Consider the following 23,055-nt stretch of genomic DNA (forward strand, 5'->3'; position numbering starts at 1 on the left):
GTTGTATTTCTTTCCGATGGGAACCTGATATGGCCGCCGGTTGTTCCTTCCGGCGTACCGCACGGCGCGGCGCTGTTTGAGGGACCCCATGATCGAGAAGCTCTTCACCAAAATCGCCAACCGGGTAGCCCATCTTGCGGGGCTGTCGCCGACATTCGCACTCTGCTGCCTGATCGTCATCATCTGGGCAGTAAGCGGCCCACTCTTCGCCTTCTCGGACACTTGGCAACTGGTGATCAACACCGGGACGACGATCATCACCTTCCTGATGGTGTTTCTCATCCAAAACACCCAGAATCGAGACGGCGCGGCAATCCAGGCCAAACTCGACGAGTTGATCCGGGTCAGCGAAGCCAAGAACACCTTCATCGGTATCGAGCATCTGACCGAAGCCGAGGTCCAGGAGATCCGTGCCAAATGCGAGCGGGCAGCGAAGCGGCATGACGAGAAAATCGCGGCCATAGCTGCCAAGAAAGCCGTGGCGTCAAAGCGCAAACCGAAAAAGCAGGTGGCTCGAAGCACCGGCTGAAACCGGTTAACCCCCAAGAGTTCCGTCGTCGCTCGAATGCGACCTGATCCGAACACCGGCTCTCATTTTTTCGGACATGCTCATCGCTTCATGAATGCCGCGAAAGCATCCTTGTGGTCGGGGTGCCAGCGCGACAGAGCAGGGCGGTTTTCGATGATGTCGCCGATCGCCCAGGCCATGCGTTTCTCATCCAGCGGACGCGTCACCTCGTTGTCTGGGCACAGGATGTAGAAGTCGCGCTTTGTCAGGGATTCCAGCATGAAATCAATGACCTGTTCGCCGGTCCAGGCGCCGGCCGGCTTCTCGGTCGCGCCCTCGGTCAGGCCGGTATAGGTGAAGCCTGGAATCAGCAGATGCGCCGACAGATGGGCACCCGGTTCATTGCGCAGGGCATGCGCCAGTCCCTCGGTGAAGGTCTTCACGCCGGCCTTGGAGACGTTGTAGGCAAGGTTTCCAGGCGGCGTGGTGATGCCTTGCTTAGAGCCGGTGTTGACGATCAGGCCCGGCTGGCGGGCTCCCAGCATGCGGGGCACGAAGGCTTCGACACCATGCACGACGCCCCAGAAATTGATGTCCAGCAGCTGCTTCCAAGCGTCGCGGTTCTCCCACGGCTTGCCCGGGTTGTTGCCGACACCAGCATTGTTCATCAGCAGCGACACATTACCGAAGGCGCCAAAGGCTCTTTCGGCGAGACGATCCACGTCTTGTGCCTTCGAAACGTCGGCGGCGACGGCCAGCACGGCATCGTCGCCGGCGATGGCGGACACAATACGGGCCGCATCCTCAAGACGCGGGCCGGCGACATCGGCAAGCACGATCTTCATGCCCATGAGAGCCAGCCGCTTCGCGGCGGCAAGACCAATGCCGCTGGCAGCGCCGGTAATGACTGCGGCATTGCCCGAACCAAGCGCGGGCAAAGCGGTCTGGAGGTCTGCGTCGGTCAGCATGGGCGGCGGATTCCTTCTTGCGATGGCGCCGAACTTAGCGCCGGAGCGGGCTGGCGCAAGCCTCCGCGCGCCTGACTGCGCTTGAGCAGCCTGCATGGGCCGGGTTGACCGGTCCGGCCGAGACTGCGCATGGTGCCTCGCAAAAGGAGATTTCCCGATTGACGGACTGGATCGAAATCCTGAAGCAGCAGACCACCATCGGCGATCAGATGAGCCGCGAAGTGCCGCAGATGCTGGCAAACCCCGAGATCAGCGAAGCACAGGTGAAGACGCTGTTTTCCGCCTTGGAAAAACAGGCGGATTTCGTCGAGAAGCTGCGCATGGCGCTGGAAAAGTTCGGCCATGACTTTGCGGTCATCAAAGCGGCGGAACGGCTGGAAGAGCGCTACGCCGATCTTGCCGCGTCGGTGGCCGAGAAGCTGAAAGCGATGCGCGAATAGATCCCTATTTTTCGATCACGCGTGCGAAACGCCGGTCCGGCACAAGCCAGACCAGGGCAACCAGTACATAGATCGCGACGCCGATCCACTGGCTGATGAAGGTCAGCGGGATTGCGCAGAGATAGGCGACAAGCGAGATCTTGCCCTTGCGGTCGTTGCCGATCGCCCTGGCAAAGGCCGTATCGTTGCCGTGCAATCGGTGAAGCGTCACGACGAGAATGAAGTAGGCGATGGCGCACAGCGCAAGATCGGCGCCGTAGACGGCGACCGGCACCGGCGCGAAATGGTTTTCGCCCATGAAGGCCGTCGTCACCGGCATCAGCGACAGCCAGAACAGGAGATTGAGGTTCGCCCACAACACGCGGCCGTCGACCCGCTGCACGGTGTGGAACATATTGTGCAAATTGTTCCAGTAAAGGCCGACGTTGATGAAGGACAGCACGTAGCTGAAGAAGATCGGCCATAGCGGCAGCAAGGCCGAGAGATCCTCGCCATGCGGCACCTTCAGTTCAAGCACCATGATGGTGATGATGATGGCCACGACGCCGTCGGTGAATGCCTCGACCCTGCCTTTGCCCATGATTTGCGCCCTTTGTCCGGAGTCGATCATTGAAGACGGTAAATCGTTAGCTGATGTTGTCAGGCCGATAAACGCCATCCGGGAAATTTCTCAACTATATCAGGGGAAACTCTCCCGCCAGGCCGGCTCGCGGCAATGGTTTGCTGTGGCAAGTTGTTGACTTTTCTTGCCGCAGTCTCTCCCATCGAAGACAGCTTGGCTGAGCCACATATGGCCGAGCGATCTGATGGAGTGACTGATGAGATTTCGATTTCTGCTCTGCCTCGCGACCATTCTGGCCGCCATCCTCGGCACGTCGGCCGCCGCGTTCGCGTACAGCGCCCACACCAGCAGCAACCTCAACGTGCGCACCGGGCCGGGGGCAGGATATGCCAAGGTAGGGACGCTGCCGGCTGGCTACAGGGTGAACGTCACCGGCTGCCAGCCGGGTTGGTGCAGAATTCATGGTGGCGGCGTCAGCGGCTGGGCCAGTTCCGGCTATCTCTCGCGGGCCCATGTCGTTCGCCCGCCGGTGATCATCGTGCGCCCGCCGCATCGTCCGCCGCACTGGCAGCATCGGCCGCACCGTCCTCCGCACCATCGCCCACCGCACAAACCGCGTCCCGGGAACTGCAAGATCGCACCAGGTTTCTCCTGCAAATAGCGAATTGCAGCGGGGTCACACGACAGGATGTCGTGCCGGATCGGAACCATCGGCTCCGATACCAGCCTGTTCAGCCAACGGGTTTCCGGTCCAGACAACGTCCGTCATGCTGTCAGGAGCCCACCGGCCGGCCGGAACGTCGGGAGTAAGGGCGCGTTAAGGTCGCGATCCCTGAAACTGATGAAGAGGTTTGGCCATGGCCATTCGTGACTTGGCGCATTCGCGCAACGAAGCAGGCGGCGAGGCTCTCGCAATTCCGGTGGTCGCCACAATGATCGCCGTTCTGTTTGCCGGCAGCACGGTGCTGACGCCGCTCTACATCATCTACAAGCAGCAATTCGGCTTTTCACAGATCACGCTGACGCTGGTCTACGCGGTCTATGTCGTCGGCAATCTCGGCGCCCTGCTGATGTTGGGCGGCGCGTCGGATGTCGTTGGGCGCCGGCCTACCGCTCTCGCGGCCATGATCGTCGCCGTCGCCAGCGCGCTTGTCTTTCTGTTCGCCAACAATGTCGTTCTGCTCGATGTGGCGCGCGTCCTGAGCGGGCTTGGCATCGGTGTCGGCGCGGGGACCGGAACGGCATGGATCGCCGAGCTTCTCCCTGGCGCTGACAAGGCGCGCGCCAGCGTCATTGCCACCAGCACCAATTTCCTGGGCCTCGGTTTCGGCGCACTCGTCTCGGGATTGTTGGCGCAGTATGAACCGTGGCCCTTGCGCCTGGTCTTCATCGTCTATCTGGCGGCGCTTGTATTCGTCTCCATCCTGGTCTGGCGTACACGCGAAACGGTGGCGGAGCCTGGCGGCCCCGGGCAGATTTCCATGCGGCCGCACTTTGCCGTGCCGGATGAAATCCGCGCGCGCTTCGTCGCGCCGGCGGTGACCGGTTTCGGCGCCATGGCGCTGGTCGGCTTCTATGCGGCGGTGGCGCCAAGCATCCTGGCGCAGCAACTGCATGAGACGAACCATGCTGTCGCCGGTGCGCTGTTCTTCGAATTGGCGATCATCACGGCGCTCAGCATCGTAGCGCTGAAGCAAATGCAGAGCGGCAAGGCCATGCTGGCTGCGCTGGCGTTGATGATTCCCAGCATCCTCATGGTGGTGGCGGCGCAGATGCTGGCGTCGATGGCGCTGATGATCGCCGCCACCGCCTGCTGCGGCGTGACGGCCGCACTCGGCTATCGTGGCAGCCTGCAGGTGGTGAGCGAGATCGCACCGGAGGATCGCCGCGCGGAAGTGATATCCAGCTTCTTCATCTGCTGTTTTATCGGCAATGCCTTGCCCGTTATCGGCATTGGCATCATCTCGACCTATGCCAGCCCCATCGCGGCCAGCCTGGCGTTCGCCGCGATGATCATCGTGTTTGCGCTGGTCGCGCTGGGCTTTGGGTTGAAAAACAGGCCTTGAGAGCTGCCAGCTTCAGCCGTTCGGCGTCTCGGGGGAAAGATGCGCGCGTTGGCGCGGCACGCCGAGCCCGGTGTCGGGCGGCTCGCCGGCGGCCGGCCTGTTCTCGATCATGTGCAGGGTGCGCCAGCCGCCGAGACGGTAGTAGGCCGCGGCCAGCAGCAGGGAGGTGATCGAGCCGGCGGGGAAACTCCACCACAGTGCTTCCTCGCCGATCACATCCCGCATGAAATAGGCAAAGCCGGTGCGCACGACCAGCACCGAGATCACCAGGATGACCAGCGGCGGCATCACGGCGCCCGTGGCGCGCACGGTGGCGAACAGCACGATGGTGACGCCGAACAGGATGAACGACCAGGACGCGACGTTGTTGATGTGAGCGGCGATGTCTATCGCGGCGCTGTCGCGGCTCAGGAACAGACTGAGGATCGAGCGGTCGAAGACCCATAGAAGTGCTACGAGAGCGCCGGTCAGCACCAGGTTGAAGCCGACGCCTGACGCTGCGATGCGGCTGATGCGGTCCCAGCGGCCGGCGCCGACATTCTGCGCCGCCATCGAGGACACGGCCGCGCCGATGGCGAGCGCGGGCATCTGGATGTAGGTCCATAACTGCGCGGCGATGCCGTAGGCGGCGGCCACCTGCGAACCGTAGGAATTGACGATGCCCATCACCGTCAGGGCCGCGGCCGAAATCACGATCATCTGCAAACCCATCGGAACGCCCTTGAAGACGACGACGCGCAGCAAGGCGGGGTCCGGCCGCAGCAGCGCCAGATTGGCGCCGGCCAGACGCAGCGGATGCTTGCGGACGTAGAGCACGATCAGGATGGCAATGACGCTCACTGTCTGGCCCACAAGCGTCGAGGTTGCCGAGCCGGCGATGCCGAGCTCTGGAAACGGCCCGATGCCGCGGATGAGCAGTGGGTTCAAGATGATGTCGAGCACGACGGCGAGCGCCATGAAAAAGAACGGCGTGCGCGAATCGCCGGCGCCGCGCAGCACCGTCATGACAAAGGACAGAAGGTTCATCATCGGCACCGCGACGAAGATGATGCGCAAATAGGAGCGCGCCAGCGGCAAGGCGTCGGGCGGTGTGCCGAGCGCGCCCAGAATGGCGTCGACCCAGATCCAGCCGCAGACGGCGAACAGCACCGAGACGAAGAAGAAGAAGGTGGCGCTGGTACCAACGATGCGGCGTGCCTCGGGGAGATCGCGGGCGCCGACCGATTGCGCCACCAGTATCGTAGCCGCCATGCCGATGCCGAACACCGTGCCGAGGATGAGGAACAGCACCAGATTGGCATTCGAGGTGGCGGTAAGCGCGGATTCGCCGAGGAAGCGGCCGACCCAGACAGCGTTGACCGAGCCGTTGAGCGATTGCAGCACGTTGGAGCCGAGCACCGGCAGGGCGAACAGCAGGAGCGTGCGCGGAATGGGGCCGCTGGTCAGGTCACCGGTGCGCCGGCGCGCGGGCATCTTTTCATCCATGGCGGGCAATCCGGCAAAGCTGGTTCTTTTGAGTCCGGCACGCAGGATACCGCAGGCCCGACCGGGATGCACCCTTGCGAAAGGAGCGACGGCGGGCAAGGCATGCCGTCATGCATCCGATCATGCTTGTCGGGCCGGAGGCGCCGCCTGGCGCCTCCGGTAAGATGTTTACTTCCTGGCGAGGCCGGGAAGCGTGACCTGATAGACAAGGAACATGGTGTCGACATCGGCGCCGTCCTCGGCCTTGTAGGGCGCGCCGACCTGGAAGCCGTCCTGGGCGAGGAAGTCGTTGTCGTTGGCGACAAACAGGAAATAGTCGTCGGGCAGCTTCGGATCGAGCACGCTCGCCAGCGACATCGCCTCCCACTTCTCCGAGAGGTTGTCCTTGTCGTTGGGCGCGCCATTGTGCAGGCCGAAGCGGGCAAGCTCGGCCTTGTCGTTGATGTCGATGAACGGCGTCAGCCTTGCCGGCGTCACCGACGGATCGAGCACGCCCTTGGGCGCCACCGGCTTATCGGCGGCATCGAAGGGACCGCCGGCGATGTCGGTCGCGCCGGAAAGGTCGACAATGTCGATCTTGCGATACAGCGACTCCTCGCCTTTCAGGCCCTGGCCGTTGCCGCTGTCGCGCGCCAGAATCAGGAAAGCGGTATCCGACAGCGCCACGATCTCGCTTTGCGCAGCCACCTTGGTCTTGCCCTTGGCGTCCTTGAACACCGGCAGCGGCACGACGTATTCATGTGCCAGCTTGAGATGGGCAAGATCGGAGGCGTCATAGACCAGCGCCCTGGTGTTCTGGCGCGTCGAGGCCGAATCGCCGCCGTCCTGCCGGGTCGCCGACTGCAAAACCGCGATCACGAACTTGCCGTCCGGCGTCATTGCCATGCCTTCGAGGCCCTGATTGTTCTGGCGGCCGGTCTCGGGATCCTTTGGATCGGGTTCGGCAGCACCTGGGCCCGGATTGTCGGAAGCAAAATTGGCCGTGCCGTGGCGCATCGGCACGAGCGCGGCCGGAGGCTGGGTCGCCGACATCAGACGGCCGTCGGCGGAGAAGCGGTAGATGTCGGGACCGTATTCGTCGGAGACGAGCATGGTGCCGTCGGGCAGCCGCACGATCGCCTCGTTGTCGAGCGCGAGCTTGCCGTTATCGGCCTGCGGCAGGACAGGCATGTCGCCGGCGGCGGGACGCACGCCGTTCAGCGGGTCGAGACCGCTGGCGTCGGCACCCTTGTCGTCGGTCAGGAGCATGGTGTCGGCGAGCGTCGCCTTGACGCCGGTCTGCTCCTGGCCGGCCGCGGGCGCGGCACCTGGCGCCGCCGGGGCGAACTCGATGTTGATGGTGTTGAGGCGCGGGCGGTAGTCGGTGGTGCCGACGACGTTATAACCGCGGTCGGGCAGCAGCCACAGCGAACCCTTGTAGGTGCCGGCATCATGCGTCCAGCCCGCGGTGTCGATCGACATGCCGGAACCGGAGCCGAAGGTCTCGCCGAACCTGTCGCGCTGGCCGGCCGGGATGCGGCCAACCCCCACCAGCCCCTTGTTGACGAAACTGGCGCCGCCGACGCTGGCCGCGCTGTCGGCGAAGGCGGGCAGCGAAACGGCCGAAGCCGCCAGCGCGGCGGCCAGCAGCCGCAACGAGAATGAGCGTAGATGCGTCATGGATATCCCCTTGATGACAAAGTGCCGGGACGGCGGAATATTGAGGTTGCCTTGGGGGCGGCGAGGCTGCCGCCCTGGAGGGCCGCTTGTGCCCTCGGCAAGCGGTCTAAGGCGCGAACATGATGCTTGCATGACAGTTGGTGACGCATTCGCGTCGGCCCGCCGCGACGCTGCTGGGGAAGTGCAGCCGCGCCGGAAATCGATCGTTCCGACACAGGTTCGACGTGTCCAGGAGCTGTTCGCAGCACTAGACGCTTATGTACATTACGCATATCGTGCCGGTTTCTGACAGTCCGGGGGGAAAGCCTTGAAATCTCACTACCGCGGCGCGTCGGCTTCTCACCTCCGGCCGCTTTGGCCACACGATCGGCAAGAGCGTCGCGCTGGCGTTGGTGGATGACGATTTTGCCGAGGAAGGAACGGCGCTTTGCGTGCACATTGTCGGCACGGAGCGGCCGGCGCGTGTCATTCCGGCTTCGCCTTATGATCCCTTGGGCAAGGCGATGCGGCAATGGGGAGGTTTCCGGATGATCGATGACGCGGCACGCGAAAGCAGGCGCGAGCGCCGACGGGGACGCATCGGCGAGGCCGGCAGCGAGAGCAGCCGCCGGCCCAATTACCGCTCGCTGAAGAACCCGTTCCTGCCGCAGCCGATCTTTTCGGACGATCAGGTCGCCTCGATTCACGACACGGCGCTGCGCGTGCTGGAAGAGCTGGGCATCACGGTTCTGCTGCCGCAGGCGCGCGACCTGCTCGCCCGCGCCGGCGCCTTGGTCGACCCCGACACCGACATGGTGCGGATCGGCCGCGACATGGTGGCGGCTGCGTTGGCCTCGGCGCCGCGGTCGATCCACGCTCATGCCGGCGCACGTGCCCGCGACCTGCCGCTCGAACTGGGTTCGATGACTTTCCTGGCTGGGTCCGGCGCGCCGAACGTCACCGATCTCGAGCGCGGCCGGCGGCCCGGAACGCTGGCCGCCTTCGAGGAACTCATCAAGCTGGTGCAGCATTTCGACGTCCTGCATATGCTGGGACCCTGTATCGAGCCGCAGGACATCGACAACCGTTTCCGCCATTACGCCGTCAACCGGGCGCAACTGACCCTTTCGGACAAGTTCCCGTTCGTGTTCGCGCGAGGCACTCCGCAGGTCGACGACAGCTTCGAGATGATTCGGCTGGCGCGCGGGCTGTCCGAAGACGCGTTTCGCTCGGGCGCCCATTGCTACACCGTCATCAACACCAATTCGCCGCGCCAGCTCGACATCCCGATGGCGCAAGGCATCATCGACTTCGCCAGGGCTGGGCAGGTCCTGATCATCACGCCTTTCTGCCTGGCGGGTGCGATGGCGCCGATCACGGTGGCCGGCGCGCTGACGCTGCAGCATGCCGAGGCGCTGGCCGGATTGACGCTGGCGCAGATCGTGCGGCCGGGCGCGCCTGTCGTCTACGGCTCCTTCTCCTCCAATGTCGACATGAAATCGGGCGCGCCGGCCTTCGGCACGCCGGAGCATATCAAGGCGACGCTGGGGGCCGGCCAACTGGCGCGCTTCACCGGCCTGCCGTGGCGTTCGGGCGGCGGCAGTGCGGCCAACATCTCCGATGCGCAGGCGGCGCATGAGACTCAGTTCGCGTTATGGGGCTCGGTGCTGGCGGGCGCCACCGTGTGCATCCATGCCGCCGGCTGGCTGGAGGGGGGCTTAAGCGTTTCCTTCGAAAAGCTGGTCACCGACATCGAGGCGTTGCAGACGGTGGCTGAACTGTGCGCCGCCACGCCCGGCGACGACGATACCATCGGCTTCGAGGCGATCGCCGAAGTGCAGCCGGGCGGCCATTTCTTCTCGGCTGGCCACACCATGGCGCGCTACCGCACCGCCTTCTACGAGCCGCTGGTGGCCGACTGGTCGAACTTCGGCAACTGGACGCAGGCCGGTTCCAAGACCGCAACCGAACGCGCTACCGGTATCTGGAAGCGCATCCTCGCCGATTTCGAGCCGCCGGCGTCTGCGGCCGCCACATCGGGCGTGCTCGACGAATTCATCGCGCGGCGCACGCAAGAGGGCGGTGCGGCGCCGGTGTCGTGAGATAGCTTACCCGTCCGTCGTCCTGAATCTTGGCCGCAATCCGGAACCTGCCATGTTCCCCGTGCATTCATGGGTGCGGCCAGGCTGCATTTGCGAGCCATTGAGGGAGGACGACATGGGTTTCGACCAATATCACGAACCGCCCGAGGAATTGTCGCAGGAGGTGCGGACCTTTGCCCGCATGATCACCTCGCTGATCGAGGAGGCGGAAGCGATCAGTTGGTACGAGCAGCGCATGTCGGTGGAAAAGGACCCGCAAGCCCGCGCCATCATGAAGAACGCGCAAGGCGAGGAATTCAAGCATTTCGGCATGGACCTCGAATTCCTGCTGCGCCAGAAGAAGGACTGGCGGGCGGAACTGAAGGAGATCCTGTTCACCACGGGCGACATCGTCAAAGCAGGCGAGGCGGGCGAGAAGAAGGTGGATTGAGCGGTCCGGCCCGGGTGGCTACCGAAAGTTCCGTTCACTTCGGACGTCCACGCTATTGGATTCATTCCAGTCAATTTTAGCTGTGAAATCGCAAATATAATTAGGGTCAAAATCTACTTCGATTTCATATCCAGAAATCTCAGGATTTTTCGACCAACTCCTAACCAGAGTAAGTGTCCATTTTTCTCACACCGCCGCGACAAACCCGTCGAGCACGCGTTTCTGGCCGGCCTTGTCGAAGTCGATGGTCAGCTTGTTGCCTTCAATGGCCGCGATGTTGCCGTTGCCGAATTTCTGGTGGAAGACGCGGTCGCCGACGTTGAAGGGGGACGGCGTGTCGGCGACGGATTTGGCGACCAGCTCGCCATCGATAGTGCGGCCCTTGATGCTCGTGCGGCCGGCGCCGTAGCCGCTGTCGGTCTCGCCATAGCCGATGCGCTCGACCTGGTGGCCGGAGCGCGAGCCCCAGTTGCGATCGGTCGCTTCGGTGCGGTTCTGCTGCGCCCGCTGCCAGCCCGGCGTGGCGTAGCTGTTGGAGAAGGCGCCCGATTTTTCGGCGCCGACATTGTCGAAGCGCGAGGCGCCATAGGGGTTCTGGCGGCCGCCCCGGCCGGAAGCGAACGAGCCGCCGCCATAGGAATTGCCGTAGCCGCCATAGGAGTTGCCGCTTTCGGCGACTTCGACATGGGTTTCAGGCAGTTCATCGAGGAAGCGGGAGGGAATCGTCGATTGCCACAGGCCGTGGATGCGGCGGTTGGAGACGAACCAGATGTGCAGGTTCTTCTTGGCGCGGGTGACGCCAACATAGGCCAGCCGGCGCTCCTCCTCCAGGCCGGAACGGCCGCCTTCGTCCAGCGCGCGCTGGTGCGGGAACAGGCCTTCCTCCCAGCCCGGGAGAAAAACGGTCTCGAATTCGAGGCCTTTGGCCGAATGCAGCGTCATGATGTTGACGGCGTCGAGTTCGGCGTTCTGCTCGGCATCCATGACCAGAGCGACATGTTCGAGGAAGGAGCGCAGCGATTCATACTCCTCCATGGAGCGGATCAGTTCCTTGAGGTTCTCCAGCCGGCCGGGCGCCTCGACCGAACGGTCGTTCTTCCACATGTCGGTGTAGCCGCTCTCTTCCAGGATGGTCTCGGCCAGTTCGGTGTGCGGCGTGGTTTCCAGCGCCTTCTGCCAGCGTTCGAAATTGGCCGCGACCTCGCGCAATGCGGCGCGCGGCTTGGGCTTCAATTCATCGCTCTCGGCGAGCTTGGCGGCGGCTTCCAACATCGGTACGCGCAGCGCGCGGGCCGTGTCGTGGATCTGGCGGATGGTGGTTTCGCCGAGGCCGCGCTTGGGCACATTGACGATCCGCTCGAAGGCGAGATCGTCGGCGCCTTGCGCGACGACGCGGAAGAAGGCAAGCGCGTCGCGGATCTCCATGCGCTCATAGAAGCGCGGGCCGCCAATGACGCGGTAGTTGAGACCGAGCGTGACGAAGCGGTCCTCGAACTCGCGCATCTGGAAAGACGCCCGCACCAGGATCGCCATGTCGTTGAGGTTATGCTTCTGGCGCTGATAAGCCTCGATGGTCTCGCCGACAGCGCGCGCTTCCTCCTCGGAATCCCAGGCTGCGTGGACGTTGACCTTGCCATCCTCGGGATCGTCGCGATCGGTGAACAGCGTCTTGCCGAAGCGGCCTTCGTTGTGGGCGATGAGGTGCGAAGCGGCGCCGAGGATATGCGCGGTGGAGCGATAATTGCGCTCCAGCCGGATGATGGTGGCGCCGGGAAAGTCCTTGTCGAAGCGCAGGATGTTGTCGACCTCCGCGCCGCGCCAGCCATAGATCGACTGGTCGTCGTCGCCGACGCAGCAGATATTGACTTTGTTTTCGCTCACGGGCTGTTCCGCGCCTGCCGGCGCGGGCCCTCCGCGCGGGCCTCGCAAAGGCTCGAACGCCCGGTCGGGCTTGCGGCCTTCGGCCGAATGCAAATCCGTAGACGTCGCACTACGCCCGCTATTTGGCCGTTGCGCCAGGAGCCGCAGCCACATGTATTGGGCGGTGTTGGTGTCCTGGTACTCGTCGACGAGGATGTATCTGAAGCGCTTGTGATATTCCTTCAGCACATCCGGATTGGCGCGGAAGATGCGGATCGGGTGGCAGAGCAGATCGCCGAAATCGCAGGCGTTCAGCGTCTGCAGGCGCTCCTGATACGCCCTGTAGAGCTCGCGGCCCTTGCCGTTGGCGAAACTGCGCGCATCGCCCTCGGCGATATCGGCCGGGCCTTGCCCCTTGTTCTTCCAGCCGTCGATCATCTGCGCGAACTGCTTGGCCGGCCAGCGCTTGTCGTCGAGGCCCTCGGCCTGGATCAACTGCTTGATCAGCCGCACGACGTCGTCGGTGTCGAGGATGGTGAAGTCTGATTTCAGCCCGGCAAGCTCGGCGTGCCTGCGTAGGAGTTTGACGCCGATCGAGTGGAAGGTGCCGAGCCAGGGCATGCCCTCGACATTGCCTTCGCCGATCAGGATGCCTATGCGCTGCTTCATCTCGCGCGCGGCCTTGTTGGTGAAGGTCACGGCCAGGATCTGCGAGGGAAAGGCTTTTCCGGTCGCCAGGATGTGGGCGATGCGGGTGGTCAAGACGCGCGTCTTGCCGGTGCCGGCGCCGGCCAGCACCAGAACCGGGCCTTCGGTCGTTTCCACCGCCAGCCGCTGTTCGGGGTTCAATCCCTTGAGATAGTCGGGCGCGTTGTTGTGGCCGCTGCGGGCAGCCATGGCGCGCGCGGCGATGCCCGACGGGGCGGTGGGCCGCGCATCGGGTTCATCGAAAAAGGGCATGTCTTCGGAAAAGCCGGACATCGCCCCCGAATGTAGTGATTCGGCGGAGAAAGACCAGAACTGTCTACGTTTTGTTCCACCCCTGATTGTTTCCGGCCTGCTTGACAGGCAGGGCGGGTGAGGGAAAGCTGCGCAAAGGGCAGGGAGGGGATCCTGCTGCCCACGGCCGCCTCGAGGCGTGCAACAGTCGAAGGAGTATCATCTTGGCTGTCACCATCACCTCCCTCATTCTCCTCCTCATCGGCCTCGCGCTTGGCGCCGGCGGCATCTGGTTGGCTTCACTGGGAGGTAGCTGGTACTACATCATATCAGGCATCGCCTTCCTCATCGCCGCATGGCTGCTCTACCGGCGCAGATCCACCGCGCTCTGGCTCTACGCCGCGATCGTGCTGGGCACGCTTGCCTGGGCGGTCTGGGAAATCGGCTTCGACTGGTGGGAACTCGGGCCGCGCGGCGGCATCATCGTGCTCGTCGCGTTGTGGCTGCTGACGCCGTGGGCGAGGCGGGGCCTTGTTGGTCCCGATGGCCGCGCGCCGCTCATTCTCGCCGTTTTGGCGTCGCTGGCGGTTGCCGGCTATTCAATGACGACCGATCCCAAGGATATTGCCGGCAATCTCGACACCGACAAGGTGACCCCGGCGGCTGATCTCGGCGGCGACATACCTGCCGGCGAATGGCACTTCTACGGCCGCACGCCCTATGGCCAGCGCTATTCGCCACTCGACCAGATCACGCCGGAGAATGTCGCCAACCTGCAGCCGGCCTGGACTTATCGCACCGGCGACGTGAAAGGTCCCGACGATGTCGGCGAGACCACCTATCAGGTGACGCCGCTGAAGATCGCCGATACGCTCTACATCTGCACGCCGCACAATTTCGCCATCGCCATCGATGCGGCCACGGGCAAGGAGAAGTGGCGCTACGATCCCCAGGTCAAGCTCGACAAGGACCGCCAGCACCAGACCTGCCGCGGCGTCTCCTACTACGCCGACGCCAAGATCGCTCCCGGCCAGCCTTGCGCGGCCCGCGTCTACCTGCCGACTTCGGATGCGCGGCTGATCGCGCTCGACGCCGCCAACGGGCAGGTCTGCTCCTCGTTTGCCGAAGGCGGTACGCTGAACCTTCTGACCGGCATGCCTTATCCCAAGTCCGGCTATTACTATTCGACCTCGGCGCCGCTGATATCGGGCGGCAAGATCATCATCGGCGGCGCCGTCAACGACAATTATTCGACGCAGGAGCCCTCCGGCGTCATCCGCGCCTTCGATGCCAGCACCGGCGCGCTGATCTGGAACTGGGATTCCGGCAATCCCGACCAGACCACGCCGCTGGCGGCAGGCCAGACCTACACCGCCAATTCGCCCAACATGTGGTCGACGCCGAGTGCCGACGAAAAACTCGGCCTGCTCTACATACCGCTAGGCAACCAGACGCCGGACCAGCTCGGCGCCGGCCGCAGCGCCAATGTCGAGAAATTCTCCTCCTCGATCACCGCGCTCGACCTCAATACGGGGCAATTGAAATGGGTGCGCCAGACCGTGCACCATGATTTGTGGGACATGGACGTGCCAGCGCAGCCGAGCCTGGTCGACATCACCAAGGCCGACGGCACCGTCGTGCCGGCGCTGGTCGGGCCGACCAAGCAGGGCGACCTCTATGTGCTCGACCGGCGCACCGGCGAGCCGATCATTCCGGTCAAGGAAGTGCCAGCGCCTGGCGGCGCTATCGAAGGCGACCACACATCGCCGACGCAGCCGGTATCTGACCTTTCCTTCAATCCGCCGCCGCTGACCGGTGCCGACATGTGGGGCATCACCATGTTCGACCAGCTGGCCTGCCGGATCTCGCTGCACAGATTGCGCTATGAGGGCCGCTACACGCCGCCCTCGCTACAGGGCACGTTGGTCTATCCCGGCAATTTCGGAGTCTTCAACTGGGGCGGGGTGGCGGTCGATCCGGTGCGGCAGGTACTGTTCGGCATGCCGACTTATCTTGCCTTCACCTCGAGGCTTGTGCCCCGTGCGGACGTGCCGCCGCCTGGCGACGCCAAGGGCAGCGAGCAGGGGCTGAACCGCAATGACGGCGCTCCTTATGCGGTGGTGATGGGACCGTTCCTGTCACCGCTCGGCATTCCGTGCCAGGCGCCGCCATGGGGCTATGTCGCCGGCGCCGACCTCAGGACCGGACAGATCGTCTACAAGCACAGGAACGGCACGGTCTATGACATGACGCCGCTGCCTTTGCCGCTGAAGGTCGGCGTGCCCGGCATTGGCGGGCCGATGATCACCGCCGGCGGGGTGGCTTTCCTCGGCGCCGCGGTCGACGACTACCTGCGCGCCTACGACGTGACCTCAGGCAGGCAGCTCTGGCAGGCGCGCCTGCCAGCCGGCGGGCAATCGACGCCGATGACCTATACGGTGGCTGACGGGCGTCAGTTCGTGGTCATAGTCGCCGGCGGCCATGGCTCCGTCGGCACCAAGCCCGGCGATTATGTGATGGCGTATGCGCTTCCGAAGTAGGAACGGGTACAGTCCCGCAGGATCGCGCCCTAACTGATTCCGAGATGGCCCCTCAGGCTGGGCACCGAACCGAGCACTTCATTGGTGAGGTCAGGCCCGGCGGCGGCTTCGGCCTGTTGGATCAGCGCGGCGCCGGCCTGTCTGATCTGCGCCATGTCGAGGCCGGAGGCCTTGAGCGCGGCGACGCCGTTGATCAGTGCGCCGGCTTTTTCGCCAAGAACACCGCCCAGCGCGCCTTGCAGTGACGACAGCAGGCCACCACCGCCGGCCGCGCCAGCGGCCATGACGTCGTATTGGCGGGCGAGATCGTCGGCGCCGGGAATCTTGGCGAAGAAACCCGAGACGTTGGTGCCTTCCGCCTCGTGCTCCAGTACCGAGAAGATGGTGCCGACGACTTTCTCGGTCGTTGCCTGGTCGAGGCCCGCCTTTTGCGAGACGGTGTTGACGATATCCTGAATGTTCATGGTCTCACCTCAAATTTGGGATTTCGGGTCCGTGCGGGGTCCCGGCCGATGCGAAGCTCGATCATCGACCGCCTGCCTGCGTCCGCAAGCCTGAAGCGTAATGCCTGAGCGGCAGCCAGAGCAAGGATGAACGCGCTGGTGAGGATAGGCATGGTCATCGGCGGCAGTCCTTCTGGTCGGAACGGGATGGCACGGGCATCGGTAGCACGCAGCTTCCCTTATTGTTGTGGCAGGTGCCTGCAGGATTCATGGCGATGACCAAAATGTGATGTGGGGCGCCGACATTGCCGGCTGCGGGCATTGCTCGCCGCTGCGCCCATCCAGGCTGGACCGGGCCAGCCGCGCTCCTATGTAGCTCCGGTATTGAAGCTTGAAGCCGAGGAATGCGCCATGACCAAAGCAGCCGCCACGACACCAGCAAAGCCTGGGATCACCCAGGCGATGATCGACGCCTATGACGAATACACGCATCTGACACTCGATCGCCGCCGCTTCATGGAGCAACTGACCCGGCTTGCCGGGTCAGGGGCGGCGGCCGCGGCGATCGCACCGATGCTGGCGGCGAATTCCGCTCAGGCGGCCATCGTCGCGGAGAACGATCCCCGCGTGAAAGGCCAGGACATCACCTATCCTGGGGCCGGCGGCGAGATGAAGGGCTATCTGGTCAGGCCGGCGGATCAGGCGGGCAAGCTCGGCACCGTCATCGTCATCCACGAGAACAGAGGACTCAACCCGCATATACGCGACATCGCCCGGCGCGTGGCGCTCGAGGGGTTCGTGGCGCTCGCGCCGGATTTCCTGTCGCCGCTCGGCGGCACGCCCGCCGACGAGGACAAGGCGCGCGACATGTTCACCAAGCTGGATACGGCGCAGACGGTCGCCAATGGCGTCGCGACAGTGGCTTTCCTCAAGGCCGACAAGGACGGCAACGGCAAGGTCGGCGCCGTCGGCTTCTGCTGGGGCGGCGGCACGGCCAACATGCTCGCCGTGAACGCGCCTGATCTGGCGGCAAGCGTCGCCTATTACGGCATGCAGCCGAAGGCCGCGGACGTTTCGAAGATCAAGGCGGCGCTGATGCTGCATTATGCGGGATTGGATGAGCGCACCAATGCCGGGATCGACGCCTTCAAGAAGGAGCTCGATGCCGCGCATGTCGAATACATGGTCTATGTCTATGAAGGCGCCAATCACGCCTTCAACAACGACACTTCGGCAGCGCGCTATGACAAGAAGGCGGCTGATCTCGCCTGGGGCCGGACCGTCGCCTTCCTGAAGGAGAAACTGGCTTAGCGCAGGATCTACTGCGCGCTCGCCGGCCTGTGCAAGGCAACGCCGGCCACCACCAGCGCAATACCGATGCAGTCGCTGATGCCGGGGATCTGGCGCAGCACCAAGATGCCGATCAGCGTCGCGGTGACCGGTAGCAGCGACAGCATCAGCGCGAAGCTCGACCGCGGCAGCCGCGCCATGGCGAGCTGGTCGCAGATATAGGGGATGACCGAGGAACAGATGCCGACGCCGATGGCTGCCAGCAACAGCAGCGGGGCGAAAAAGGCCGGCAATGCATCGGTGAAGCCGATCGGCAGCACGACCAGGAAGGCGACGGCCATGGCGGCGCCGAGCCCGGCAATGCCGCCGCCGGCGCCTGAAGCGGCGACGCGATGGCCGAGCACGATATAGCCCACAAAGAGCGCGCCATTGAGGAAGGCCCAGAACAGACCGATGGGATCGCTGGACCATTTGACGTCGATCAGCAGCAAGGTGCCGGCCACGGCGACAGCAAGGGCAGCGAGATTGCGCGCGCTTCGGAGACCGACCAGCGCGACGCCGATGGTGCCGACGAATTCGATCGCGGCCACCAGCGAGATCGGCAGGCGGTCGAGCGCCAGATAGAAGGAGCAATTCATCACTGCGAGACAGGCGCCGAAGGCGAGCAGCAGCAGCCGTGTCGACCGATCGGCCTGGGCGAAGATTCGCCACGGACGCGTCAGCGGCGCGAAGATCAACGCGGCGGTGGCGATGCGCAACCAGGCCATACCAAGCACGCCGATCTGCGCGAACAAAAGTACGGCGAAGGCAGGGCCGAGATAGTGGAACACGGCGCTGACGCAGAACCAGACATGCGGCGGCAGTGATGTCGTCAGTCTGGTAAAGGCCGCACCTGCGGTGCGCGTGGTTTGGACTTGCGCCTGATCGTTCACCGGATCAGTATCGCAGGTAATTTTTCCGTCTGATATGGGTGGTGATCATTCGATGATCTCGATCGCTTTCCAGATGCAAGGAGTTTTTGATGAAACACCTTCGAAACCAAAATATCGATCTCGATGCGGTCGATCTGAAGATCCTGCGCCTGCTGGAAAAAGATGCGCGCGCCAGCACGGCCGAACTGGCGCGCGCCGTCGGCCTGTCGGCGCCGAGCGTATCCGAGCGCATCAGGCAGCTTCAGGAGAGCGGCGTCATCGAAGCCTATTGCGTGCGGATCAATCCGGCGGCGCTTGGCCTGAACCTGTCGGCATGGCTGCGCGTCAGGCCGGTGCCGGGGCAGCTCGCCGTCGTGGCCGAGATCATCCGCGACCTGCCGGAGATCGCGCAATGCGACCGGGTAACCGGTGAGGACTGTTTCATCGCGCTGGCGCATGTCGGCTCAATGGCCGAACTCGAACGGGTGATCGACCGCATCATTCCCTACGCGATGACCAACACGGCGATCATCCAGTCATCGCCGGTGGCGGCGCGCTCGCCGCTGGCGGCAATCAGGCGACAGGGTTGAGGTCAAACCCCTGGAATGTCGTCAACGGAAGTAGCCGCTCTACCCGCAGCGTCAGGCGTGGCCGCGCTTCATGCGGGCCTGCTTAAGGATAACGCGCCAGCGGATCATGTCGAAGGGGATCGGCTCATTGTTGTTGGCGATGTGGAAGATCTCGTTGTTGACGTTCTTCAGCGAGCGCCAGAAATCATAGTCGGTAATGCGCGGATCGGCGGCGAGCCTGTCCACCTCGACTTTGATATCGGTTTTCATGCACGTCCCCCGAATCGGCTATGCCCCGCCGCCCGTGTCGCTACTTCGATGCGGATCGTTTTCGAACGGCCCGCTGAGTCGCGCAACGGTCCAATCGGCTTGTTCCCGTTAAAACCTCGGTAAGGTTAACGCGGGCCCCGGGCGGGTTCAAGCCGTCTTGCGTTTGATGCCGATCGAGCGGCCAGCGCGCTCGGGCATCGGCAAGGCTGCGTGAGCGGCGCGCATCGCTTCGATCTTGGCCAGCACGTCGGCGGGGAAGGGGGCTACCTTGGGCCCGGACATGTCGACATGCAGTGCAAGCTGCTCGGACGTGGCGGCGAGCCAGCCGTCGGCATGGCGGATTTCCTGATAGAACCGCAACCGCTTCTCGTCATGGTCGATGAGCTGGAAGGAGACCGTGACCTTGTGGTCGAGATGCAGTTCCTGCACATAGCAGACATGGACTTCGGCGGTGTAGATGGTGAGGCGGCGGTTCTTGACATAGTCCAGTCCCATGCCCATCGCCTCGAAGGCTTCATCCGAACAGCGGTCGAACAGGACGTTGTAGTAGGCCATATTGAGATGGCCGTTATAGTCGATCCAGTCCTTCTCGATAGCCATTGGCTGAGAAACAAAAGGGGCGGGGATCGGCATGGCAACTTCCTTGTTCTGGTGTTGGACAGAGCGTGGTTGTAAGAGCGGTTCATCGTTTCACGGAAACATCGGACCGCCTCTTTGACACAATTCCCTAGGGAAAGCGCTAGGCGCTTTTCCCGGGAAAACCGCTTCACACTTTTCCTGGAATTGCGTTAGGCATCATCCATAAATGCATGACAAGCATGGACACTGTTCCATTCGCGGAGGAATTCATGGCCCTGAGCGACCTCAATGCGGTCGAGCGCAACGAAGAAGGCATCACCGCCGTGCTCGGCATCCTCAAGCAGCGGTTTGGCGAGCGCTTCCAGACCGGCCAGGCGGTCCGTTCCCAGCATGCGCATACCACCACCTACATTCCGACGCAGGCGCCGGACGGCGTCGTCTTCCCGGAAACGACCGCCGAGGTACAGGAGATCGTGCGCGCCTGCGCCGCGCACCGCGTGCCGGTGATCGCCTTCGGCGTCGGCTCCTCATTGGAAGGCCACACAAATGCGCCGGGCGGCGGCATCTCGGTCGACACTTCGCGGATGAACCAGATACTATCGGTGAATCCGCAGGATCTCGACTGCACGGTCGAGCCCGGGGTGACTCGCGAGGATCTGAACCGGCATCTGCGCGACACCGGCCTGTTCTTCCCGATCGATCCGGGCGCCAATGCCTCGCTTGGCGGCATGGCTGCGACGCGGGCATCCGGCACCAATGCGGTGCGCTACGGCACCATGCGCGAGAATGTGCTGTCGCTGACGGTTGTGATGGCCGACGGCGAGGCGGTGACGACGGGCAAGCGCGCGAAAAAGAGCTCGGCCGGCTATGATTTGACCAGACTGTTGATCGGTTCGGAAGGCACGCTTGGCATCATCACCTCGCTGACGCTGAAGCTACAAGGCATTCCGCAGGCGATCTCGGGCGGCGTTTGTCCGTTCCCCAGCCTGGAGGCGGCTTGCGACACAGTGATCGCGACGATCCAGATGGGCATTCCGGTGGCGCGCATCGAACTGGTCAACGCGCTGCAGATGCGGGCAATGAAGAACTATTCCAAGCTCGACTATCCTGAAAGCCCGTGCCTGTTCGTCGAGTTCCACGGCTCGGATGCCGGCGTCGCCGAGCAGGCAGAGACCTTTGGCATGATCTCGGAAGAAAATGGCGGCGGCCCTTTCCTGTGGACCAGCGTCGCCGAGGAGCGCACCAAGCTGTGGAAGGCCAGGCATGATGCCTATTGGTCGTCGCTGACGCTGCGGCCAGGCGCCAAGGGCCTGTCGACCGACGTCTGCGTTCCGATCTCGCGTTTTGCCGAATGCGTCACCGAAACCGAGGCCGACATTGCCGAAATGGGGCTTGTCGCGCCGATCGTCGGCCATGCCGGCGACGGCAATTTCCACGTGCTGGTGCTGATGGACGTGAACGACCCGAAGGAAATCGCGCTGTCGGAAAAGTTCGTGGCCCGGCTCAACATGCGGGCCATCGCCATGGAGGGCACCTGCACGGGCGAGCATGGCATCGGCCAGGGCAAGATCGGCTTCCTGCGCCACGAGCTCGGCCACGGCGTCGACATCATGCGCACGATCAAGCAGGCGCTCGATCCGCTCGATATCATGAACCCGGGCAAGATCCTGCCGGCTGCCGAGTAGGCGCCGTCATAGACTCGTCTTGACCCCACCGCCAATCGGGCCGAGATTCCGTATGCTGGAGGTCCGGAAGAGGCGGGCAATCCAAGCGGAGGAGTGGTGTCATGGCGATTTCACGCAAGGAAGAAGCGCGCGCGCTGAGTGCCGACGAACACGAGCTGGTGGAGAAATCGCACCATCCGGCGGTCCAGGACCTTTCTGACGCCGATCTGTCCGGCCTCGTCAAACGCCTGCGGGAGCGGCGCGACAAGGCGCAGACCGAGGCGCATCGACGCCGGCGCGAAATCCGCGGCAAAGGCGCGCCCAAGGGCGCGGCTGCCTCGAAAGCCGACGGCGGCTCGCAGTTGAAGCTTGCGGTGCTGGCGATGGCCATGCGACGGTTGAATGGCGAGGTCGAACGGCGCCGGCAACTGGCGGCGCGCGTCTCATTGGTGGACAGCGCGCGCAAGGCGCTGGCCCTGAAGCAGAAAGCGCCGACGGACGGTCCAGCATTCAACGCGCGCACCGCGCACAAGGGCATGCGGGCCGTGGCAAACCAGAGGACGCCAAATCTGGTTCGGCCGGCCGAGCTCGGCCGACAACGCAAGGCGGCCAAGGTGGCGCAGGCAAAGCGCGACGCGCGTTGAATTCGCACTGGTGACGCCGATGATCGCGTGCTGGTCTCCGCAGCACGCCGATGCACGACAGACGCTTCTCCGCCGGCACCTGTCGATACGCTTTGACGCGGCGTGCGCCGTCTACCGAGTGGCCAACTTCTCTGGCGCTGCTTCGGCAAGCGCCTGCAGCACCGGCCGGGTGGGCGCGAAGAATGTCGTGCCGGTGTGAGGGGTGGAGAAATCAAGCAGCCGGTCATAGGCGCCGGGCGGGTCGCCGACATACATGCGCTGCAGCATCTTCTCGATCACCCAGAGATACCTCGAATAGCCGATGAAGTAAGTGCCGAATTCCCGCTGTCCCGGCCTGCCGAACGGCATGTTGTCGCGCAATATGTCGTATTCGTTGCCGTCGGCATCGACCACGGTGGCAAGCGACTTGTGCGATTTGCGCGGCGCGTCGTCGTCATCGATTTCGATATTGTCGATCTTGGTGCGGCCGATGATCGCTTCTTGCAAAGGCGTTGGAATTTCCGCCCAGGCGCCGAGATCGTGCAGATACTTCTGAACGACGACGTAGCTGCCGCCGGCGAACTCGGCGTCCTCGTCGCCGACCAGTGCCGAGGCGGGCAGGTCGAGGCCGGTTGGGTTGGCCGTGCCGTCGACAAAGCCGAGCAGGTCACGCGCGTCGAAATAGCGGAAGCCCGAGACTTCGTCGACGACGGTCACGCCGGGACCAAGCCTGTCCAGCAGGATACGCTCGAACTCGAAGCACATGTCGGGCCGCTCGGAGCGGATATGGAAGAGAAGGTCGCCCGGCGTCGTCGGCGCGGCGTGAACCGCTCCCTTGATCGGCGCGAACCGCTTCAACTCCGCCGGCCGCCGGCCGGGGCTGAGCCGATCCCAGAGGTCGCGGCCGATGCCGGCGATGCAGGATAGGCGCCCGCCAAGGTCGCGGAACCCGACGGTCTTGACCAGGTCGTCAAGGTCGCCGAGCACGGAACAAACCCTTGCGAGAACCGGCGGTTCATCGGCTATGGTGACGACAAGGAAAATCGCAGATTGCGAAAGCGGCGCATCGACGCTCTGCGCATCGATCGGCACACGGTCCCAGTTCTTCCCCGACATCCCCAATTCTCCGCTTTTCCAGGATTGTTTCAGACGATCCCGGATCGGAAAA

General features: G+C 63.8%; 20 protein-coding genes and 1 pseudogene. 11 read left to right on the forward strand and 10 right to left on the reverse strand.

The window, feature by feature from the left end; all coding sequences use genetic code 11:
- The first annotated feature begins 88 nt into the window (after nt 1–88).
- A complete protein-coding gene (locus LB532_RS06650) occupies nt 89–529 on the forward strand; it encodes a low affinity iron permease family protein (protein ID WP_181169327.1) in 441 nt (146 codons plus the stop codon).
- An 80-nt stretch (nt 530–609) separates the two neighbouring features.
- Here the strand turns inward: LB532_RS06650 and LB532_RS06655 are convergent, their stop codons facing one another.
- Nucleotides 610–1,476 (reverse strand): SDR family NAD(P)-dependent oxidoreductase, encoded by an 867-nt coding sequence (locus tag LB532_RS06655; protein WP_140639186.1) that lies wholly within the window; start codon nt 1,474–1,476, stop codon nt 610–612.
- Between the two features lie 158 nt (nt 1,477–1,634).
- Between LB532_RS06655 and LB532_RS06660 the strand changes: the two genes are divergently transcribed.
- Nucleotides 1,635–1,916 (forward strand): hypothetical protein, encoded by a 282-nt coding sequence (locus tag LB532_RS06660; protein WP_140639185.1) that lies wholly within the window; start codon nt 1,635–1,637, stop codon nt 1,914–1,916.
- 4 nt (nt 1,917–1,920) lie between these two features.
- On the opposite strand, the gene LB532_RS06665 is transcribed toward LB532_RS06660, so the two are convergent.
- Nucleotides 1,921–2,496 (reverse strand): TMEM175 family protein, encoded by a 576-nt coding sequence (locus LB532_RS06665; protein WP_140495258.1) that lies wholly within the window; start codon nt 2,494–2,496, stop codon nt 1,921–1,923.
- 238 nt (nt 2,497–2,734) lie between these two features.
- On the opposite strand from LB532_RS06665, the gene LB532_RS06670 reads away from it, so the two are divergent.
- The gene (locus tag LB532_RS06670) at nt 2,735–3,139 is read left to right on the forward strand and encodes an SH3 domain-containing protein (protein ID WP_140639184.1); all 405 of its coding nucleotides are present in this window, start codon (nt 2,735–2,737) and stop codon (nt 3,137–3,139) included.
- Nucleotides 3,140–3,335: 196 nt separating this feature from the next.
- Nucleotides 3,336–4,544 (forward strand): MFS transporter, encoded by a 1,209-nt coding sequence (locus LB532_RS06675; protein WP_140639183.1) that lies wholly within the window; start codon nt 3,336–3,338, stop codon nt 4,542–4,544.
- Nucleotides 4,545–4,556: 12 nt separating this feature from the next.
- Here LB532_RS06675 and LB532_RS06680 read toward each other — a convergent pair whose 3' ends face one another.
- Together LB532_RS06680 and LB532_RS06685 are read right to left on the reverse strand one after the other, a co-directional pair.
- Nucleotides 4,557–6,029: an MATE family efflux transporter gene (locus tag LB532_RS06680; protein WP_140639182.1), complete on the reverse strand. Its 1,473-nt coding sequence runs from the start codon at nt 6,027–6,029 to the stop codon at nt 4,557–4,559.
- Between the two features lie 168 nt (nt 6,030–6,197).
- Nucleotides 6,198–7,688 (reverse strand): esterase-like activity of phytase family protein, encoded by a 1,491-nt coding sequence (locus LB532_RS06685; protein ID WP_140639181.1) that lies wholly within the window; start codon nt 7,686–7,688, stop codon nt 6,198–6,200.
- 350 nt (nt 7,689–8,038) lie between these two features.
- Here LB532_RS06685 and LB532_RS06690 point away from each other — a divergent pair.
- A pseudogene (locus tag LB532_RS06690) lies at nt 8,039–9,769 on the forward strand (trimethylamine methyltransferase family protein); the annotation flags it as partial.
- A 115-nt stretch (nt 9,770–9,884) separates the two neighbouring features.
- Nucleotides 9,885–10,199 (forward strand): hypothetical protein, encoded by a 315-nt coding sequence (locus LB532_RS06695; RefSeq protein ID WP_140639180.1) that lies wholly within the window; start codon nt 9,885–9,887, stop codon nt 10,197–10,199.
- 186 nt (nt 10,200–10,385) lie between these two features.
- Here LB532_RS06695 and LB532_RS06700 read toward each other — a convergent pair whose 3' ends face one another.
- Nucleotides 10,386–13,040: an ATP-dependent helicase gene (locus LB532_RS06700; protein WP_140639179.1), complete on the reverse strand. Its 2,655-nt coding sequence runs from the start codon at nt 13,038–13,040 to the stop codon at nt 10,386–10,388.
- A 182-nt stretch (nt 13,041–13,222) separates the two neighbouring features.
- Here LB532_RS06700 and LB532_RS06705 point away from each other — a divergent pair, with 182 nt between their 5' ends.
- Entirely contained in the window at nt 13,223–15,538 is a 2,316-nt protein-coding gene (locus LB532_RS06705; RefSeq protein WP_140639178.1) for a glucose/quinate/shikimate family membrane-bound PQQ-dependent dehydrogenase, read from the forward strand.
- A 29-nt stretch (nt 15,539–15,567) separates the two neighbouring features.
- On the opposite strand, the gene LB532_RS06710 is transcribed toward LB532_RS06705, so the two are convergent.
- Nucleotides 15,568–16,002 carry a hypothetical protein gene (locus tag LB532_RS06710; RefSeq protein ID WP_140639177.1) on the reverse strand — a complete coding sequence of 145 codons (435 nt, stop codon included), beginning with the start codon at nt 16,000–16,002 and terminating at the stop codon, nt 15,568–15,570.
- 390 nt (nt 16,003–16,392) lie between these two features.
- Here LB532_RS06710 and LB532_RS06715 point away from each other — a divergent pair, with 390 nt between their 5' ends.
- The gene (locus tag LB532_RS06715) at nt 16,393–17,292 is read left to right on the forward strand and encodes a dienelactone hydrolase family protein (protein ID WP_140639176.1); all 900 of its coding nucleotides are present in this window, start codon (nt 16,393–16,395) and stop codon (nt 17,290–17,292) included.
- Between the two features lie 8 nt (nt 17,293–17,300).
- Here the strand turns inward: LB532_RS06715 and LB532_RS06720 are convergent, their stop codons facing one another.
- Nucleotides 17,301–18,203 carry an EamA family transporter gene (locus LB532_RS06720; RefSeq protein WP_140639175.1) on the reverse strand — a complete coding sequence of 301 codons (903 nt, stop codon included), beginning with the start codon at nt 18,201–18,203 and terminating at the stop codon, nt 17,301–17,303.
- Nucleotides 18,204–18,292: 89 nt separating this feature from the next.
- Between LB532_RS06720 and LB532_RS06725 the strand changes: the two genes are divergently transcribed.
- Nucleotides 18,293–18,772, forward strand: coding sequence for an Lrp/AsnC family transcriptional regulator (locus LB532_RS06725; protein WP_140639174.1), 480 nt, complete (start codon nt 18,293–18,295; stop codon nt 18,770–18,772).
- Nucleotides 18,773–18,823: 51 nt separating this feature from the next.
- Here the strand turns inward: LB532_RS06725 and LB532_RS06730 are convergent, their stop codons facing one another.
- Nucleotides 18,824–19,021, reverse strand: a complete 198-nt coding sequence (locus LB532_RS06730; RefSeq protein ID WP_140495286.1) for a hypothetical protein — start codon at nt 19,019–19,021, stop codon at nt 18,824–18,826.
- Nucleotides 19,022–19,168: 147 nt separating this feature from the next.
- Entirely contained in the window at nt 19,169–19,654 is a 486-nt protein-coding gene (locus LB532_RS06735; RefSeq protein ID WP_140495288.1) for a thioesterase family protein, read from the reverse strand.
- A gap of 215 nt (nt 19,655–19,869) precedes the next feature.
- Here LB532_RS06735 and LB532_RS06740 point away from each other — a divergent pair, with 215 nt between their 5' ends.
- On the forward strand, nt 19,870–21,285 hold the full coding sequence (locus tag LB532_RS06740) for an FAD-binding oxidoreductase (RefSeq protein ID WP_140639173.1): 1,416 nt from the start codon (nt 19,870–19,872) through the stop codon (nt 21,283–21,285).
- Between the two features lie 101 nt (nt 21,286–21,386).
- On the forward strand, nt 21,387–21,908 hold the full coding sequence (locus LB532_RS06745) for a hypothetical protein (RefSeq protein ID WP_140639172.1): 522 nt from the start codon (nt 21,387–21,389) through the stop codon (nt 21,906–21,908).
- Between the two features lie 111 nt (nt 21,909–22,019).
- On the opposite strand, the gene LB532_RS06750 is transcribed toward LB532_RS06745, so the two are convergent.
- Complete coding sequence (locus LB532_RS06750) at nt 22,020–23,003, reverse strand: Dyp-type peroxidase (RefSeq protein WP_224556461.1); 984 nt, start codon at nt 23,001–23,003, stop codon at nt 22,020–22,022.
- Nucleotides 23,004–23,055: the final 52 nt, after the last annotated feature.

This window comes from Mesorhizobium sp. ESP-6-2, from assembly GCF_020164675.1.
In the GTDB taxonomy this organism is placed as follows: domain Bacteria; phylum Pseudomonadota; class Alphaproteobacteria; order Rhizobiales; family Rhizobiaceae; genus Mesorhizobium.

Excerpts from the sequence above, each read along its gene's own strand:
- LB532_RS06735 (WP_140495288.1), bottom strand. The coding sequence starts at position 19,654 with ATGCCGATCCCCGCCCCTTTTGTTTCTCAGCCAATGGCTATCGAGAAG.
- LB532_RS06700 (WP_140639179.1), bottom strand. The coding sequence starts at position 13,040 with ATGTCCGGCTTTTCCGAAGACATGCCCTTTTTCGATGAACCCGATGCG.
- LB532_RS06685 (WP_140639181.1), bottom strand. The coding sequence starts at position 7,688 with ATGACGCATCTACGCTCATTCTCGTTGCGGCTGCTGGCCGCCGCGCTG.
- LB532_RS06650 (WP_181169327.1), top strand. The coding sequence starts at position 89 with ATGATCGAGAAGCTCTTCACCAAAATCGCCAACCGGGTAGCCCATCTT.
- LB532_RS06745 (WP_140639172.1), top strand. The coding sequence starts at position 21,387 with ATGGCGATTTCACGCAAGGAAGAAGCGCGCGCGCTGAGTGCCGACGAA.
- LB532_RS06675 (WP_140639183.1), top strand. The coding sequence starts at position 3,336 with ATGGCCATTCGTGACTTGGCGCATTCGCGCAACGAAGCAGGCGGCGAG.
- LB532_RS06725 (WP_140639174.1), top strand. The coding sequence starts at position 18,293 with ATGAAACACCTTCGAAACCAAAATATCGATCTCGATGCGGTCGATCTG.
- LB532_RS06750 (WP_224556461.1), bottom strand. The coding sequence starts at position 23,003 with ATGTCGGGGAAGAACTGGGACCGTGTGCCGATCGATGCGCAGAGCGTC.
- LB532_RS06715 (WP_140639176.1), top strand. The coding sequence starts at position 16,393 with ATGACCAAAGCAGCCGCCACGACACCAGCAAAGCCTGGGATCACCCAG.
- LB532_RS06695 (WP_140639180.1), top strand. The coding sequence starts at position 9,885 with ATGGGTTTCGACCAATATCACGAACCGCCCGAGGAATTGTCGCAGGAG.
- LB532_RS06730 (WP_140495286.1), bottom strand. The coding sequence starts at position 19,021 with ATGAAAACCGATATCAAAGTCGAGGTGGACAGGCTCGCCGCCGATCCG.
- LB532_RS06740 (WP_140639173.1), top strand. The coding sequence starts at position 19,870 with ATGGCCCTGAGCGACCTCAATGCGGTCGAGCGCAACGAAGAAGGCATC.
- LB532_RS06710 (WP_140639177.1), bottom strand. The coding sequence starts at position 16,002 with ATGAACATTCAGGATATCGTCAACACCGTCTCGCAAAAGGCGGGCCTC.
- LB532_RS06665 (WP_140495258.1), bottom strand. The coding sequence starts at position 2,496 with ATGGGCAAAGGCAGGGTCGAGGCATTCACCGACGGCGTCGTGGCCATC.
- LB532_RS06655 (WP_140639186.1), bottom strand. The coding sequence starts at position 1,476 with ATGCTGACCGACGCAGACCTCCAGACCGCTTTGCCCGCGCTTGGTTCG.
- LB532_RS06680 (WP_140639182.1), bottom strand. The coding sequence starts at position 6,029 with ATGGATGAAAAGATGCCCGCGCGCCGGCGCACCGGTGACCTGACCAGC.
- LB532_RS06670 (WP_140639184.1), top strand. The coding sequence starts at position 2,735 with ATGAGATTTCGATTTCTGCTCTGCCTCGCGACCATTCTGGCCGCCATC.